This window comes from Escherichia sp. E10V10, from assembly GCF_004211985.1.
In the GTDB taxonomy this organism is placed as follows: domain Bacteria; phylum Pseudomonadota; class Gammaproteobacteria; order Enterobacterales; family Enterobacteriaceae; genus Escherichia.
Map to the genome: position 1 here is coordinate 63,002 of NZ_RHJO01000001.1, position 14,679 is coordinate 77,680.

The following is a 14,679-nucleotide window of genomic DNA, read 5'->3' on the forward strand; positions in this document are numbered from 1 at the left end:
TAATAATGTGCGCCACGTTGTGGGCTGAGGCAGTTGCCCACACCTATTTTTGTGAACGTTACGTGAAAGGAACAACCAAATGGATGAGCAGTTAAAACAAAGTGCACTTGATTTCCATGAATTTCCTGTACCAGGAAAAATCCAGGTTTCTCCGACCAAACCTCTGGCAACACAGCGCGATCTGGCGCTGGCCTATTCACCGGGTGTCGCCGCGCCTTGTCTTGAAATCGAAAAAGATCCGTTAAACGCCTACAAATATACCGCGCGCGGTAACCTGGTGGCAGTTATCTCTAACGGTACTGCCGTGCTGGGGTTGGGTAATATTGGCGCGCTGGCAGGTAAACCGGTGATGGAAGGTAAGGGCGTTCTGTTTAAGAAATTCGCCGGGATAGATGTGTTTGACATCGAAGTTGATGAACTGGACCCGGACAAATTTATCGAAGTGGTCGCCGCACTTGAACCGACCTTCGGCGGTATCAACCTCGAAGATATTAAAGCGCCAGAATGTTTCTATATTGAACAGAAACTGCGCCAGCGGATGAACATTCCGGTATTCCATGACGACCAACACGGGACGGCAATCATCAGCACCGCCGCCATTCTCAACGGCTTACGCGTAGTAGAGAAAAATATCTCCGACGTACGGATGGTAGTTTCTGGTGCGGGCGCAGCGGCAATTGCCTGTATGAACCTGCTGGTGGCGCTGGGTCTGCAAAAACATAACATCGTGGTATGCGACTCAAAAGGCGTTATTTATCAGGGTCGTGAGCCGAACATGGCGGAAACCAAAGCGGCTTACGCGGTGGTGGATGACGGCAAACGTACCCTCGACGATGTGATTGAAGGCGCGGATATTTTCCTTGGTTGTTCCGGCCCGAAAGTACTGACTCAGGAAATGGTGAAGAAAATGGCCCGCGCGCCGATGATCCTGGCGTTGGCGAACCCGGAACCAGAAATTCTGCCGCCGCTGGCGAAAGAAGTGCGTCCGGATGCCATCATCTGTACCGGTCGTTCCGACTATCCGAACCAGGTTAACAACGTGCTTTGCTTCCCGTTCATCTTCCGAGGCGCGCTGGATGTTGGCGCAACGGCTATCAATGAAGAGATGAAACTGGCGGCAGTCCGCGCTATTGCGGAACTGGCCCATGCCGAACAGAGCGAAGTGGTGGCTTCTGCGTATGGTGATCAGGATCTGAGCTTTGGCCCCGAATACATCATTCCAAAACCGTTTGATCCGCGCTTGATCGTTAAGATCGCCCCTGCGGTCGCCAAAGCGGCAATGGAGTCCGGCGTGGCGACGCGTCCGATTGCCGATTTTGACGTCTACATCGACAAGCTGACCGAGTTCGTTTACAAAACCAACCTGTTTATGAAGCCGATATTCTCCCAGGCTCGCAAAGCGCCGAAGCGCGTTGTTCTGCCGGAAGGGGAAGAGGCGCGCGTTCTGCATGCGACGCAGGAACTGGTAACCCTGGGACTGGCAAAACCGATCCTGATTGGCCGTCCGAACGTGATCGAAATGCGTATTCAGAAACTGGGCTTGCAGATCAAAGCGGGCGTTGATTTTGAGATCGTCAATAACGAATCCGATCCACGCTTTAAAGAGTACTGGAGCGAATACTTCCAGATCATGAAGCGCCGTGGTGTTACTCAGGAACAGGCACAACGTGCGCTGATCAGCAACCCGACGGTGATCGGTGCGATCATGGTTCAGCGTGGTGAAGCCGATGCGATGATCTGCGGAACGGTGGGCGATTATCACGAACACTTTAGCGTAGTGAAAAATGTCTTTGGTTATCGCGATGGCGTTCACACCGCAGGCGCAATGAACGCGCTGTTGCTGCCGAGTGGTAACACCTTTATTGCTGATACCTATGTTAATGATGACCCAGACGCAGAAGAGCTGGCGGAGATCACGCTGATGGCGGCAGAAACTGTCCGTCGTTTCGGTATTGAGCCGCGCGTTGCCTTACTGTCGCACTCTAACTTCGGTTCTTCTAACTGCCCGTCGTCGAGCAAAATGCGTAAAGCGCTGGAGCTGGTCAGGGAACGTGCGCCTGAGCTGATGATTGATGGCGAAATGCACGGTGATGCGGCGCTGGTAGAAGCGATTCGCAACGACCGTATGCCGGACAGTACCCTGAAAGGTTCCGCCAATATTCTGGTGATGCCGAACATGGAAGCTGCTCGCATTAGTTACAACTTACTGCGCGTTTCCAGCTCGGAAGGTGTCACCGTCGGCCCGGTACTGATGGGCGTAGCGAAACCGGTTCACGTGTTAACGCCGATCGCGTCAGTACGTCGTATCGTCAACATGGTGGCGCTCGCTGTGGTTGAAGCGCAAACCCAACCGCTGTAATTCTTCCTTAACTATCACGCTTACCCTGAGTAATTCGGGGTAAGCGATTTTTATATTATTAATACGTCTTACTGCTTTTACTAATAGCAAATAAATTACCCGACATAAAATAAAGCAATATCTTTATATTTATTCATGCTCTGCATATGAAAGTTTATCTATCACGGTAAATATCTCTCCATTCTTAGTGATCTACCTCACCTTTTAAACGCGTTTGCCGAATTTTGTTATTTACTCTGACGAAAAATTGTCACGATACACGCACGTTTTTTACAGGCGGCGACTCATGGACAAAGAACGCATCATTCAGGAATTTGTACCCGGGAAACAGGTCACGCTGGCGCATCTGATTGCGCATCCGGGTGAAGAACTGGCGAAGAAAATCGGCGTTCCGGATGCTGGCGCAATTGGCATTATGACGCTAACTCCCGGAGAAACAGCGATGATTGCCGGTGATTTAGCATTAAAAGCTGCCGATGTACACATCGGTTTTCTCGACCGCTTCAGCGGCGCATTGGTGATTTATGGCTCGGTGGGCGCAGTCGAAGAAGCGTTATCACAAACCGTCAGCGGTTTAGGGCGTTTATTAAATTATACGCTGTGTGAAATGACCAAAAGTTAATACGAGGCATTCATGAAGCGAATTGCGTTTGTGGGTAGCGTCGGGGCAGGAAAAACAACGTTATTTAATGCGTTGCAGGGAGATTATACCCTCGCCAGAAAAACACAGGCCGTGGAATTTAATGATAATGGCGATATTGATACTCCGGGTGAATATTTTAGCCATCCCCGTTGGTATCACGCCTTAATAACCACGCTACAGGATGTGGACATGCTGATATATGTCCACGGCGCAAATGATCCAGAAAGCCGATTACCTGCCGGGCTGCTGGATATTGGCGCCAGTAAACGGCAAATCGCCGTCATCAGTAAAACGGACATGCCGGATGCTGACGTCACCGCAACGCGACAGTTATTGCTTGAGACTGGCTTTGAAGAGCCAATTTTCGCGCTAAACAACCATGACCCGCAAAGCGTGCAGCAACTGGTGGATTATCTGGCATCTCTCACCGAACAGGAGGAAGCAGGTGAAAAAACTCATCACAGCGAATGATATTCGTGAAGCACACGCGCGCGGCGAACAGGCAATGTCCGTGGTTCTGCGCGCCAGCATTATTACCCCTGAAGCGCGCGAAGTAGCGGATCTACTGGGTTTTACCATCACCGAGTGCGATGAATCGACGCCTGTAACGGCATCCGTTCCCGCCAGTGCATCAGCCGATAAAACCGAAAGCCAGCGCATCCGCGAAACCATCATTGCCCAGCTGCCGGAAGGCCTGTTTACCGAAAGCCTGGTCGCGCAGCTGATGGAAAAAGTGATGAAGGAAAAACAGTCACTGGAGCAGGGGGCGATGCAGCCGAGCTTCAAATCGGTGACCGGCAAAGGCGGCATCAAAGTGATTGATGGCAGCAGCGTCAAGTTTGGTCGTTTCGATGGCGCTGAACCGCACTGCGTGGGCTTAACTGATCTTGTGACCGGAGACGACGGCAGCAGTATGGCCGCTGGTTTCATGCAGTGGGACAACGCCTTCTTCCCGTGGACCCTGAACTACGACGAAATCGACATGGTACTGGAAGGGGAACTGCATGTTCGCCACGAAGGCGAAACCATGATCGCCAAAGCGGGCGACGTGATGTTTATCCCGAAAGGATCCAGCATCGAATTTGGTACGACATCCAGCGTGAAATTCCTGTATGTCGCCTGGCCGGCTAACTGGCAATCCCTATGAAAGATTTCATCACCGAAGCATGGCTAAGAGCGAACCATACGCTCAGCGAAGGCGCAGAGATCCATCTCCCTGCGGACAGTCGCCTGACGCCCTCTGCCCGGGAGTTGCTGGAAAGCCGCCATCTGCGCATCAAGTTTATTGACGAGCAGGGTAGCCTGTTTGTTGATGATGAACAGCAGCAGCCGCAGCCCGTTCACGGGCTGACCAGTAGCGATGAACATCCGCAGGCGTGCTGCGAACTGTGCCGCCAGCCGGTGGCAAAAAAGCCGGATACGCTGACTCATCTGTCGGCGGAAAAAATAGTTGCCAAAAGCGATCCGCGCCTGGCTTTTCGCGCTGTTCTCGATAGCACCATTGCGCTGACAGTGTGGCTGCAAATTGAACTGGCGGAACCGTGGCAGCCGTGGCTGGCCGACATCCGTTCGCGTCTTGGCAACATTATGCGCGCCGATGCGCTGGGGGAACCGCTGGGCTGCCAGGCGATTGTCGGGCTTTCTGACGAAGATCTGCATCGGCTTTCTCACCAGCCGCTGCGCTATCTCGACCACGATCATCTGGTGCCGGAAGCCAGCCACGGGCGCGATGCGGCGTTGCTGAATCTGCTACGCACCAAAGTGCGTGAAACCGAAACCGTAGCGGCGCAGGTGTTTATCACCCGCAGTTTTGAAGTATTACGCCCGGACATCTTGCAGGCGCTGAACCGCCTTTCGAGCACGGTTTACGTGATGATGATCCTGAGCGTAACGAAGCAGCCGCTAACGGTGAAGCAGATCCAACAACGACTGGGGGAAACGCAATGATTATTGAACGTTGTCGTGAACTGGCGTTGCGAGCGCCCGCCAGAGTGGTTTTTCCGGATGCGTTAGACCAACGCGTACTGAAAGCCGCGCAGTACCTGCATCAACAAGGTCTGGCGACGCCCATTCTGGTCGCCAATCCGTTTGAACTTCGCCAGTTTGCGCTCAGTCACGGCGTGGCGATGGATGGGCTACAGGTGATAGATCCGCATGGCAACCTCGCAATGCGGGAGGAATTTGCCCGTCGCTGGCTGGCCCGTGCGGGTGAAAAAACGCCGCCGGATGCGCTGGAAAAACTCACCGATCCGCTGATGTTCGCCGCCGCAATGGTCAGCGCTGATAAAGCTGATGTCTGTATCGCGGGCAATCTCTCTTCCACGGCAAATGTGCTGCGTGCCGGATTACGCATTATCGGTTTGCAGCCGGGCTGTAAAACGCTCTCATCCATTTTCCTGATGCTGCCACAGTACAGCGGTCCGGCGTTGGGCTTTGCCGATTGCAGCGTGGTGCCGCAGCCGACGGCGGCACAACTGGCGGATATCGCGCTTGCCAGCGCCGAAACCTGGCAGGCCATCACCGGAGAAGAGCCGCGCGTGGCGATGCTGTCGTTTTCCAGCAACGGTAGCGCCCGTCACCCCTGCGTTGCCAACGTGCAGCAGGCGACAGACATCGTCCGTGAACGCGCACCGCAGCTGGTGGTGGATGGAGAATTACAGTTTGACGCCGCCTTCGTGCCGGATGTCGCGGCGCAAAAAGCGCCTGCCAGCCCGCTACAGGGCAAAGCCAATGTGATGGTTTTTCCGTCGCTGGAAGCCGGAAATATTGGCTACAAAATCGCACAACGGCTTGGCGGATATCGTGCCGTCGGGCCATTGATACAAGGACTTGCCGCGCCGATGCACGATCTCTCTCGTGGTTGTAGCGTGCAGGAAATTATCGAGCTGGCGCTGGTGGCAGCCGTACCGCGTCAGACAGAAGTGAACCGCGAAAGCAGTTTACAAACACTGGTTGAATGAACGGTCCCGTTCTGGACCCCTATAAAGAGGAAAACACAATGGAAGCATTAGGAATGATCGAAACCCGGGGCCTGGTTGCACTGATTGAGGCTTCTGACGCGATGGTGAAAGCTGCGCGCGTCAAGCTGGTCGGCGTGAAGCAGATTGGCGGCGGCCTGTGTACTGCGATGGTTCGCGGTGATGTTGCAGCCTGTAAAGCCGCGACCGATGCCGGTGCCGCAGCGGCACAGCGTATTGGCGAGCTGGTATCCGTACACGTTATCCCGCGTCCGCACGGCGACCTGGAAGAAGTCTTCCCGATCGGCCTGAAAGGCGATAGCAGCAACCTGTAATCACCCTGTGTGACGTCGATTCGGGCGTCACGCACTCTCCTTTTTCATTTTACCTTCCGCGGAGGGTAGGGGGAGCTTTTACCTGAAATACGCCACGGAGGCGGGTATGAAACTGGCAGTCGTCACTGGACAAATTGTTTGTACCGTACGCCATCACGGACTGGCGCATGACAAATTGCTGATGGTGGAAATGATTGATCCACAAGGTAATCCTGACGGGCAATGTGCTGTCGCCATCGACAATATTGGCGCGGGAACCGGGGAGTGGGTGTTGCTGGTGAGTGGCAGTTCCGCCCGCCAGGCGCATAAAAGCGAAACGTCACCGGTCGATCTGTGCGTGATTGGCATCGTCGATGAGGTGGTGTCTGGCGGTCAGGTTATTTTCCACAAATAAGGCAGAACATCATGAATCAACAGGATATTGAACAGGTGGTGAAAGCGGTACTGCTGAAAATGCAAAGCAGTGACACGCCGCCCGCCGCCGTTCATGAGATGGGCGTTTTCGCTTCCCTGGATGACGCCGTTGCGGCAGCCAAAATTGCCCAGCAAGGGTTAAAGAGCGTGGCAATGCGCCAGTTGGCGATAACAGCCATTCGTGAAGCAGGCGAAAAACACGCCAGAGATTTAGCGGAACTTGCCGTCAGTGAAACCGGCATGGGTCGCGTCGAAGATAAATTTGCCAAAAACGTCGCCCAGGCGCGCGGCACACCAGGCGTTGAGTGTCTCTCTCCGCAGGTGCTGACGGGCGACAACGGCCTGACCTTAATTGAAAACGCGCCCTGGGGCGTGGTGGCTTCGGTGACGCCTTCCACTAACCCGGCGGCAACCGTAATTAACAACGCCATCAGCCTGATTGCCGCGGGCAACAGCGTCATTTTTGCCCCGCATCCGGCGGCGAAAAAAGTCTCCCAGCGGGCGATTACGCTGCTCAACCAGGCGATTGTTGCCGCAGGCGGGCCGGAAAACTTACTGGTTACCGTGGCCAATCCGGATATCGAAACCGCGCAACGCTTGTTCAAGTTTCCGGGCATCGGCCTGCTGGTGGTGACGGGCGGCGAAGCGGTAGTGGAAGCGGCGCGCAAACACACCAATAAACGCCTGATTGCCGCAGGTGCCGGTAACCCGCCAGTGGTGGTGGATGAAACTGCCGACCTAGCCCGTGCCGCTCAGTCCATCGTCAAAGGCGCTTCTTTCGATAACAACATCATCTGTGCCGATGAAAAGGTGCTGATTGTTGTTGATAGCGTAGCCGATGAACTGATGCGTCTGATGGAAGGCCAGCACGCGGTGAAACTGACCGCAGAGCAGGCGCAGCAGCTGCAACCGGTGTTGCTGAAAAATATCGACGAGCGCGGAAAAGGTACTGTCAGCCGTGACTGGGTAGGTCGCGATGCGGCGAAAATCGCGGCGGCAATCGGCCTTAAAGTTCCGGAACAAACGCGATTGCTGTTTGTAGAAACCACCGCAGAACATCCGTTTGCGGTGACCGAACTGATGATGCCGGTGCTGCCCGTCGTGCGCGTCGCCAACGTGGCGGATGCCATTGCGCTGGCGGTGAAACTGGAAGGCGGTTGCCACCACACGGCGGCAATGCACTCGCGCAATATTGAGAACATGAACCAGATGGCGAACGCCATTGATACCAGCATTTTCGTTAAGAACGGACCGTGCATTGCCGGGCTGGGGCTGGGCGGGGAAGGCTGGACCACCATGACCATCACCACGCCAACCGGTGAAGGGGTAACCAGCGCGCGGACGTTTGTCCGTCTGCGTCGCTGTGTATTAGTCGATGCGTTTCGCATTGTTTAAGGAGTAACCGATGGCGCACGACGAACAATGGCTCACCCCACGTCTGCAAACGGCGGCAACGCTGTGTAACCAGACGCCTGCCGCGACGGAATCTCCGCTGTGGCTGGGGGTGGATCTGGGCACCTGCGATGTGGTGTCGATGGTTGTCGACCGTGACGGTCAGCCGATGGCGGTATGCCTCGACTGGGCCGATGTGGTCCGCGACGGCATCGTCTGGGATTTCTTCGGCGCTGTCACCATTGTTCGTCGCCATCTCGACACGCTTGAGCAGCAATTCGGTCGCCGTTTTAGCCATGCGGCGACCTCATTTCCTCCTGGTACGGACCCGCGTATATCCATCAACGTGCTGGAATCCGCCGGGCTGGAAGTGAGCCATGTGCTAGATGAGCCAACCGCAGTCGCGGATCTGCTGCAACTGGATAACGCAGGAGTAGTGGATATCGGCGGCGGCACTACCGGCATTGCCATCGTTAAGCAAGGCAAAGTGACGTACTCGGCGGATGAAGCCACCGGCGGACATCACATCTCTCTGACTCTCGCCGGAAATCGCCGTATTTCGGTGGAAGAGGCAGAGCAGTACAAGCGCGGACATGGTGAAGAGATTTGGCCCGCGGTGAAACCGGTGTACGAAAAAATGGCGGACATTGTCGCCCGGCATATTGAAGGGCAGGGCATTACTGATTTATGGCTGGCGGGCGGCTCCTGTATGCAACCGGGCGTGGCGGAACTGTTTCGCAAACAATTCCCGGCGTTACAGGTGCATCTACCGCAGCACAGTTTGTTTATGACCCCGCTGGCGATCGCCAGTAGTGGGCGAGAGAAAGCGGAAGGGATCTATGCAAAATGAATTGCAAACCGCGCTCTTTCAGGCGTTCGATACCCTGAATCTGCAACGGGTAAAAATATTTAGCGTCCCGCCTGTCACACTCTGCGGTCTGGGCGCGGTGAGCAGTTGCGGGCAGCAAGCGCAAATGCGTGGGCTGAAACATCTGTTCGTGATGGCAGACAGCTTTTTGCATCAGGCAGGGATGACCGCCGGGCTGACGCGTAGCCTGGCCGTTAAAGGCATCGCCATGACGCTCTGGCCATGTCCGGTGGGCGAACCGTGCATCACCGACGTGTGTGCTGCCGTGGCGCAGTTGCGTGAATCAGGCTGTGATGGGGTGATCGCGTTTGGCGGCGGCTCGGTGCTGGATGCGGCGAAAGCCGTGGCGCTGTTGGTGACGAACCCCGCGAGCACGCTGGCAGAGATGTCAGAAACCAGCGTTCTGCAACCACGCTTGCCGCTGATTACCATGCCAACGACCGCCGGAACCGGCTCTGAAACCACCAACGTAACGGTGATTATCGACGCGGTGAGCGGGCGTAAGCAGGTGTTAGCACATGCCTCGCTGATGCCGGATGTGGCGATCCTCGACGCCGCGCTGACCGAAGGCGTGCCGTCGCATGTGACGGCGATGACCGGTATCGACGCGTTAACTCATGCCATTGAGGCGTATAGCGCGCTGAACGCTACACCGTTTACTGACAGCCTGGCGATTGGCGCTATTGCGATGATTGGCAAATCTCTGCCGAAAGCGGTGGGCTACGGTCACGACCTTGCCGCCCGCGAGAGCATGTTGCTCGCCTCGTGCATGGCGGGAATGGCGTTTTCCAGTGCGGGTCTTGGGTTATGCCACGCGATGGCGCATCAGCCAGGGGCGGCGCTGCATATTCCGCACGGTCTGGCGAACGCCATATTGCTGCCAACTGTGATGGAGTTCAACCGGATGGTTTGTCGTGAACGCTTTAGCCAGGTTGGTCGGGCGCTGCGAACTAAAAAATCCGACGATCGTGACGCTATTAATGCGGTAAGTGAGCTGATAGCGGAAGTTGGGATCAACAAGCGGCTGGCTGATGTGGGGGCAACAACCGGCTGGCTGATGTGGGGGCAACAACCGGGCATTACGGTGCATGGGCGCAGGCCGCGCAGGAAGATATTTGTCTGCGCAGCAACCCGCGTACCGCCAGCCTGGAGCAGATTGTCGGCCTGTACGCAGCGGCGCAATAAATGCCGGATGCGACGCTTGTCGCGTCTTATCCGGCCTGGGGAATTGCACATGTAGGGCGGATAAGGCGTTTACGCCGCATCCGCCAATGGCGCGGTGTAATTGCCGGATGCGACGCTTGCCGCGTCTTATCCGGCCTACAGGATTGCACATGTAGGGCGGATAAGGCGTTCACGCCGCATCCGCCAATGGCGCGGTGCAAGTGCCGGATGCGACGCTTGCCGCGTCTTATCCGGCCTGGGGGATTGCACATGTAGGGCGGATAAGGCGTTTACGCCGTATCCGGCAATGGCGCGGTGCAAGTGCCGGATGCGACGCTTGTCGCGTCTTATCCGGCCTGGGGAATTGCACATGTAGGGCGGATAAGGCGTTCACGCCGCATCCGCCAGTGGCGCGGTGCAAGTGCCGGATGCGACGCTTGTCGCGTCTTATCCGGCCTACGGGATTGCACATGTAGGGCGGATAAAGCGTTCACGCCGCATCCGCCAATAAATAACAACTAACAGGGAGTAAAGGCGATGGGAATTAACGAAATCATCATGTACATCATGATGTTCTTTATGCTGATAGCTGCCGTAGACAGGATCCTGTCGCAGTTCGGCGGTTCTGCTCGTTTCCTCGGTAAGTTCGGTAAAAGTATCGAAGGATCGGGCGGCCAGTTCGAAGAAGGTTTTATGGCAATGGGCGCACTGGGCCTGGCGATGGTCGGTATGACCGCGCTGGCACCGGTACTGGCCCACGTACTCGGGCCGGTGATTATCCCGGTTTACGAAATGCTCGGCGCAAACCCGTCAATGTTCGCCGGAACGCTGCTGGCGTGCGATATGGGCGGCTTCTTCCTCGCCAAAGAGCTGGCGGGCGGCGACGTAGCAGCGTGGCTATACTCTGGGTTAATTCTCGGGTCGATGATGGGGCCAACGATTGTGTTTTCCATTCCGGTGGCGCTCGGCATTATCGAACCTTCTGACCGTCGTTATCTGGCGCTCGGCGTGCTGGCGGGCATTGTGACCATTCCGATTGGCTGTATCGCTGGTGGTCTGGTGGCTATGTATTCCGGCGTGCAAATCAACGGTCAGCCGGTGGAATTCACCTTTGCGCTAATCCTGATGAACATGATCCCGGTACTTATCGTCGCGGTACTGGTGGCGCTGGGGCTGAAATTCATCCCGGAAAAAATGATCAACGGCTTCCAGATCTTCGCCAAATTCCTCGTCGCATTGATCACCCTCGGTCTTGCTGCCGCGGTGGTGAAATTCCTGCTTGGCTGGGAACTGATCCCGGGCCTTGATCCGATCTTCATGGCCCCTGGCGATAAACCAGGTGAGGTGATGCGCGCCATTGAAGTTATCGGTTCTATCTCCTGCGTGTTGTTAGGGGCATATCCGATGGTGCTGTTGCTGACCCGCTGGTTTGAAAAACCGCTGATGAGCGTCGGTAAAGTGCTGAATATGAACAACATCGCGGCAGCCGGCATGGTGGCAACGCTTGCCAACAACATCCCGATGTTTGGCATGATGAAGCAGATGGATACCCGCGGCAAAGTCATCAACTGCGCCTTCGCCGTTTCCGCAGCCTTCGCTCTGGGCGACCACTTAGGCTTCGCCGCGGCCAACATGAACGCCATGATCTTCCCGATGATTGTCGGCAAGTTGATCGGCGGCGTCACGGCGATTGGCGTGGCGATGATGCTGGTGCCAAAAGAAAACGCGACTGCGGCTAAAGCCGAAGTGGAGGCACAATCGTGAACATTCGCCAGCTACTGAGCGTCGGTATCGATATCGGCACCACCACCACCCAGGTGATTTTCTCCCACCTGGAGCTGGTTAACCGTGCGGCGGTGTCGCAGGTGCCGCGCTACGAATTTATCAAACGCGAAATTAGCTGGCAAAGCCCAGTGTTCTTTACCCCTGTCGATAAACAGGGCGGTTTAAAAGAAGCGGAACTGAAAACCTTAATCCTCGAACAATATCAGGCTGCGGGCATTGCGCCGGAAAGCGTTGATTCCGGGGCCATCATCATTACTGGCGAAAGCGCGAAAACCCGCAATGCGCGCCCGGCGGTGATGACGCTCTCCCAGTCGCTGGGCGATTTTGTGGTCGCCAGCGCCGGGCCGCATCTGGAATCCGTCATTGCGGGTCACGGAGCCGGGGCGCAAACCCTTTCAGAACAACGGCTGTGTCGGGTACTGAATATCGACATCGGCGGCGGCACGGCTAACTACGCCCTGTTCGAAGCCGGAAAAATCAGCGGGACTGCCTGCCTGAACGTTGGCGGTCGCCTGCTGGAAACCGACAGCCAGGGGCGCGTGGTTTACGCTCATAAACCGGGGCAGATGATTGTGGATGAGTGCTTCGGTGCAGGCACCGACGCCCGTTCGCTGACCGGCGCGCAGCTGGTGCAGGTTACCCGGCGGATGGCAGAACTGATTGTCGAAGTGATTGACGGAACGCTCTCGCCGCTCGCGCAGGCATTGATGCAAACCGGTTTACTGCCCGCAGGCGTTACGCCCGAAATCATTACGCTTTCTGGCGGCGTGGGTGAATGTTATCGCCACCAGCCCGCCGATCCGTTCTTTTTTGCCGATATCGGCCCGTTTCTGGCAACGGCGCTGCATGACCATCCGCGCCTGCGTGAGATGAACGTGCAGTTTCCGGCGCAAACCGTGCGCGCCACGGTGATTGGCGCGGGCGCACATACCCTTTCGCTCTCTGGCAGCACAATCTGGCTGGAGGGCGTACAACTGCCGCTGCGCAATTTGCCGGTGGCGATCCCAATTGATGAAACGGATCTGGTGAGTGCCTGGCAACAGGCGCTGATTCAGCTGGATCTTTGCCCCAAAACTGATGCGTACGTGCTGGCGCTTCCCGCCTCGCTGCCTGTGCGTTACGCCGCGGTACTGACGGTCATCAACGCGCTGGTCGATTTCGTCGCGCGTTTTCCGAATCCGCATCCCCTGCTGGTGGTGGCCGGGCAGGACTTTGGTAAAGCTCTGGGCATGTTGTTGCGCCCACAGCTACAACAACTCCCGTTGGCAGTCATTGACGAAGTGATTGTCCGCGCGGGGGACTATATCGACATTGGTACGCCTCTTTTTGGCGGATCGGTTGTGCCGGTGACGGTGAAATCACTCGCATTTCCTTCCTGAGGGAACGACTTATGAAACTAAAGACCACATTGTTCGGCAATGTATATCAGTTTAAGGATGTAAAAGAGGTGCTGGCTAAAGCCAACGAACTGCGTTCGGGGGATGTGCTGGCGGGCGTTGCAGCGGCAAGCTCACAGGAGCGCGTGGCGGCAAAGCAGGTGTTGTCGGAAATGACCGTAGCGGACATCCGCAATAATCCGGCGATTGCCTATGAAGATGACTGCGTCACGCGGCTGATTCAGGACGACGTCAACGAAACGGCCTACAACCAGATTAAAAACTGGAGCATCAGCGAGCTGCGTGAGTATGTGCTGAGCGACGAAACCAGCGTTGATGACATTGCCTTTACCCGCAAAGGGCTGACCTCGGAAGTGGTGGCGGCGGTAGCGAAGATTTGCTCCAACGCGGACCTGATCTATGGCGCGAAGAAAATGCCGGTTATCAAAAAGGCCAATACCACCATCGGTATTCCTGGCACCTTTAGCGCCCGTTTGCAGCCGAACGATACCCGTGACGACGTGCAAAGTATCGCCGCGCAAATCTACGAAGGGCTTTCCTTCGGGGTAGGTGATGCGGTGATCGGCGTCAACCCGGTAACGGACGACGTGGAAAATTTAAGCCGCGTGTTGGACACCATCTATGGCGTGATCGACAAATACAACATTCCGACCCAGGGCTGCGTGCTGGCGCACGTCACCACCCAGATTGAAGCAATTCGTCGCGGCGCGCCTGGCGGGCTGATCTTCCAGAGTATCTGCGGCAGCGAAAAAGGGCTGAAAGAGTTTGGCGTGGAACTGGCGATGCTCGACGAAGCGCGCGCAGTGGGCGCGGAGTTCAACCGTATCGCCGGGGAAAACTGCCTCTACTTCGAAACCGGGCAAGGTTCGGCGCTGTCCGCTGGCGCTAACTTCGGCGCAGACCAGGTGACGATGGAAGCGCGTAACTATGGGCTGGCGCGTCATTACGATCCGTTTATCGTCAACACCGTGGTCGGTTTTATTGGGCCGGAGTATCTCTACAACGACCGCCAGATTATCCGCGCGGGCTTAGAAGATCACTTTATGGGCAAGCTGAGCGGCATCTCTATGGGCTGTGACTGCTGCTACACCAACCACGCTGACGCTGACCAGAACCTCAACGAAAACCTGATGATCCTGCTCGCCACCGCAGGCTGCAACTACATCATGGGGATGCCGCTGGGCGATGACATCATGCTCAACTACCAGACCACGGCCTTCCACGACACCGCCACTGTGCGTCAGTTACTCAACCTGCGCCCGTCACCGGAGTTTGAACGCTGGCTGGAAAACATGGGCATTATGGCAAACGGTCGCCTGACCAAACGGGCGGGCGATCCGTCACTGTTATTCTGATGACGCGGAG

13 protein-coding genes and 1 pseudogene are annotated in these 14,679 nt (G+C 56.2%); all 14 read left to right on the forward strand.

The genetic code is table 11. From position 1 onward, the window contains the following. Positions 1 to 79: 79 nt before the first annotated feature. The 14 genes and pseudogenes from maeB (at position 80) to eutB (ending at position 14,669) form a co-directional block, all read left to right on the forward strand. Positions 80 to 2,359, forward strand: a complete 2,280-nt coding sequence (maeB, locus tag D9736_RS00210; RefSeq protein ID WP_130207423.1) for an NADP-dependent oxaloacetate-decarboxylating malate dehydrogenase — start codon at positions 80 to 82, stop codon at positions 2,357 to 2,359. 286 nt (positions 2,360 to 2,645) lie between these two features. Next, positions 2,646 to 2,981 (forward strand): ethanolamine utilization microcompartment protein EutS, encoded by a 336-nt coding sequence (gene eutS / locus D9736_RS00215; protein WP_000356956.1) that lies wholly within the window; start codon positions 2,646 to 2,648, stop codon positions 2,979 to 2,981. A gap of 12 nt (positions 2,982 to 2,993) precedes the next feature. Continuing rightward, positions 2,994 to 3,473 carry an ethanolamine utilization acetate kinase EutP gene (gene eutP / locus D9736_RS00220; RefSeq protein WP_000820758.1) on the forward strand — a complete coding sequence of 160 codons (480 nt, stop codon included), beginning with the start codon at positions 2,994 to 2,996 and terminating at the stop codon, positions 3,471 to 3,473. After that, positions 3,448 to 4,149 (forward strand): ethanolamine utilization acetate kinase EutQ, encoded by a 702-nt coding sequence (gene eutQ / locus D9736_RS00225; protein ID WP_130257412.1) that lies wholly within the window; start codon positions 3,448 to 3,450, stop codon positions 4,147 to 4,149. The genes eutP and eutQ overlap by 26 nt, the downstream gene beginning before the upstream one ends. After that, on the forward strand, positions 4,146 to 4,949 hold the full coding sequence (gene eutT / locus D9736_RS00230; RefSeq protein ID WP_130257413.1) for an ethanolamine utilization cob(I)yrinic acid a,c-diamide adenosyltransferase EutT: 804 nt from the start codon (positions 4,146 to 4,148) through the stop codon (positions 4,947 to 4,949). Before eutQ ends, eutT begins: the two co-directional genes overlap by 4 nt. Continuing rightward, a complete protein-coding gene (pta, locus tag D9736_RS00235; RefSeq protein ID WP_130257414.1) occupies positions 4,946 to 5,962 on the forward strand; it encodes a phosphate acetyltransferase in 1,017 nt (338 codons plus the stop codon). The genes eutT and pta overlap by 4 nt, the downstream gene beginning before the upstream one ends. 38 nt (positions 5,963 to 6,000) lie before the next feature. After that, on the forward strand, positions 6,001 to 6,294 hold the full coding sequence (gene eutM / locus D9736_RS00240; protein WP_000387713.1) for an ethanolamine utilization microcompartment protein EutM: 294 nt from the start codon (positions 6,001 to 6,003) through the stop codon (positions 6,292 to 6,294). Between the two features lie 106 nt (positions 6,295 to 6,400). Next, positions 6,401 to 6,688: an ethanolamine utilization microcompartment protein EutN gene (gene eutN / locus D9736_RS00245; RefSeq protein WP_000762196.1), complete on the forward strand. Its 288-nt coding sequence runs from the start codon at positions 6,401 to 6,403 to the stop codon at positions 6,686 to 6,688. Between the two features lie 11 nt (positions 6,689 to 6,699). After that, positions 6,700 to 8,103 carry an aldehyde dehydrogenase family protein gene (locus D9736_RS00250; RefSeq protein WP_130216818.1) on the forward strand — a complete coding sequence of 468 codons (1,404 nt, stop codon included), beginning with the start codon at positions 6,700 to 6,702 and terminating at the stop codon, positions 8,101 to 8,103. Between the two features lie 10 nt (positions 8,104 to 8,113). Next, positions 8,114 to 8,950 (forward strand): ethanolamine utilization protein EutJ, encoded by an 837-nt coding sequence (eutJ, locus tag D9736_RS00255; RefSeq protein WP_130257415.1) that lies wholly within the window; start codon positions 8,114 to 8,116, stop codon positions 8,948 to 8,950. Continuing rightward, positions 8,940 to 10,153, forward strand: a pseudogene (eutG, locus tag D9736_RS00260) (ethanolamine utilization ethanol dehydrogenase EutG). The gene eutJ and the pseudogene eutG overlap by 11 nt, the downstream one beginning before the upstream one ends. A gap of 516 nt (positions 10,154 to 10,669) precedes the next feature. Next, positions 10,670 to 11,896, forward strand: a complete 1,227-nt coding sequence (gene eutH, locus D9736_RS00265) for an ethanolamine utilization protein EutH (RefSeq protein ID WP_130257416.1) — start codon at positions 10,670 to 10,672, stop codon at positions 11,894 to 11,896. Beyond that, a complete protein-coding gene (eutA, locus tag D9736_RS00270; protein ID WP_130257417.1) occupies positions 11,893 to 13,296 on the forward strand; it encodes an ethanolamine ammonia-lyase reactivating factor EutA in 1,404 nt (467 codons plus the stop codon). Before eutH ends, eutA begins: the two co-directional genes overlap by 4 nt. Before the next feature lie 11 nt (positions 13,297 to 13,307). Further along, positions 13,308 to 14,669: an ethanolamine ammonia-lyase subunit alpha gene (gene eutB / locus D9736_RS00275; protein WP_130257418.1), complete on the forward strand. Its 1,362-nt coding sequence runs from the start codon at positions 13,308 to 13,310 to the stop codon at positions 14,667 to 14,669. Positions 14,670 to 14,679: the final 10 nt, after the last annotated feature.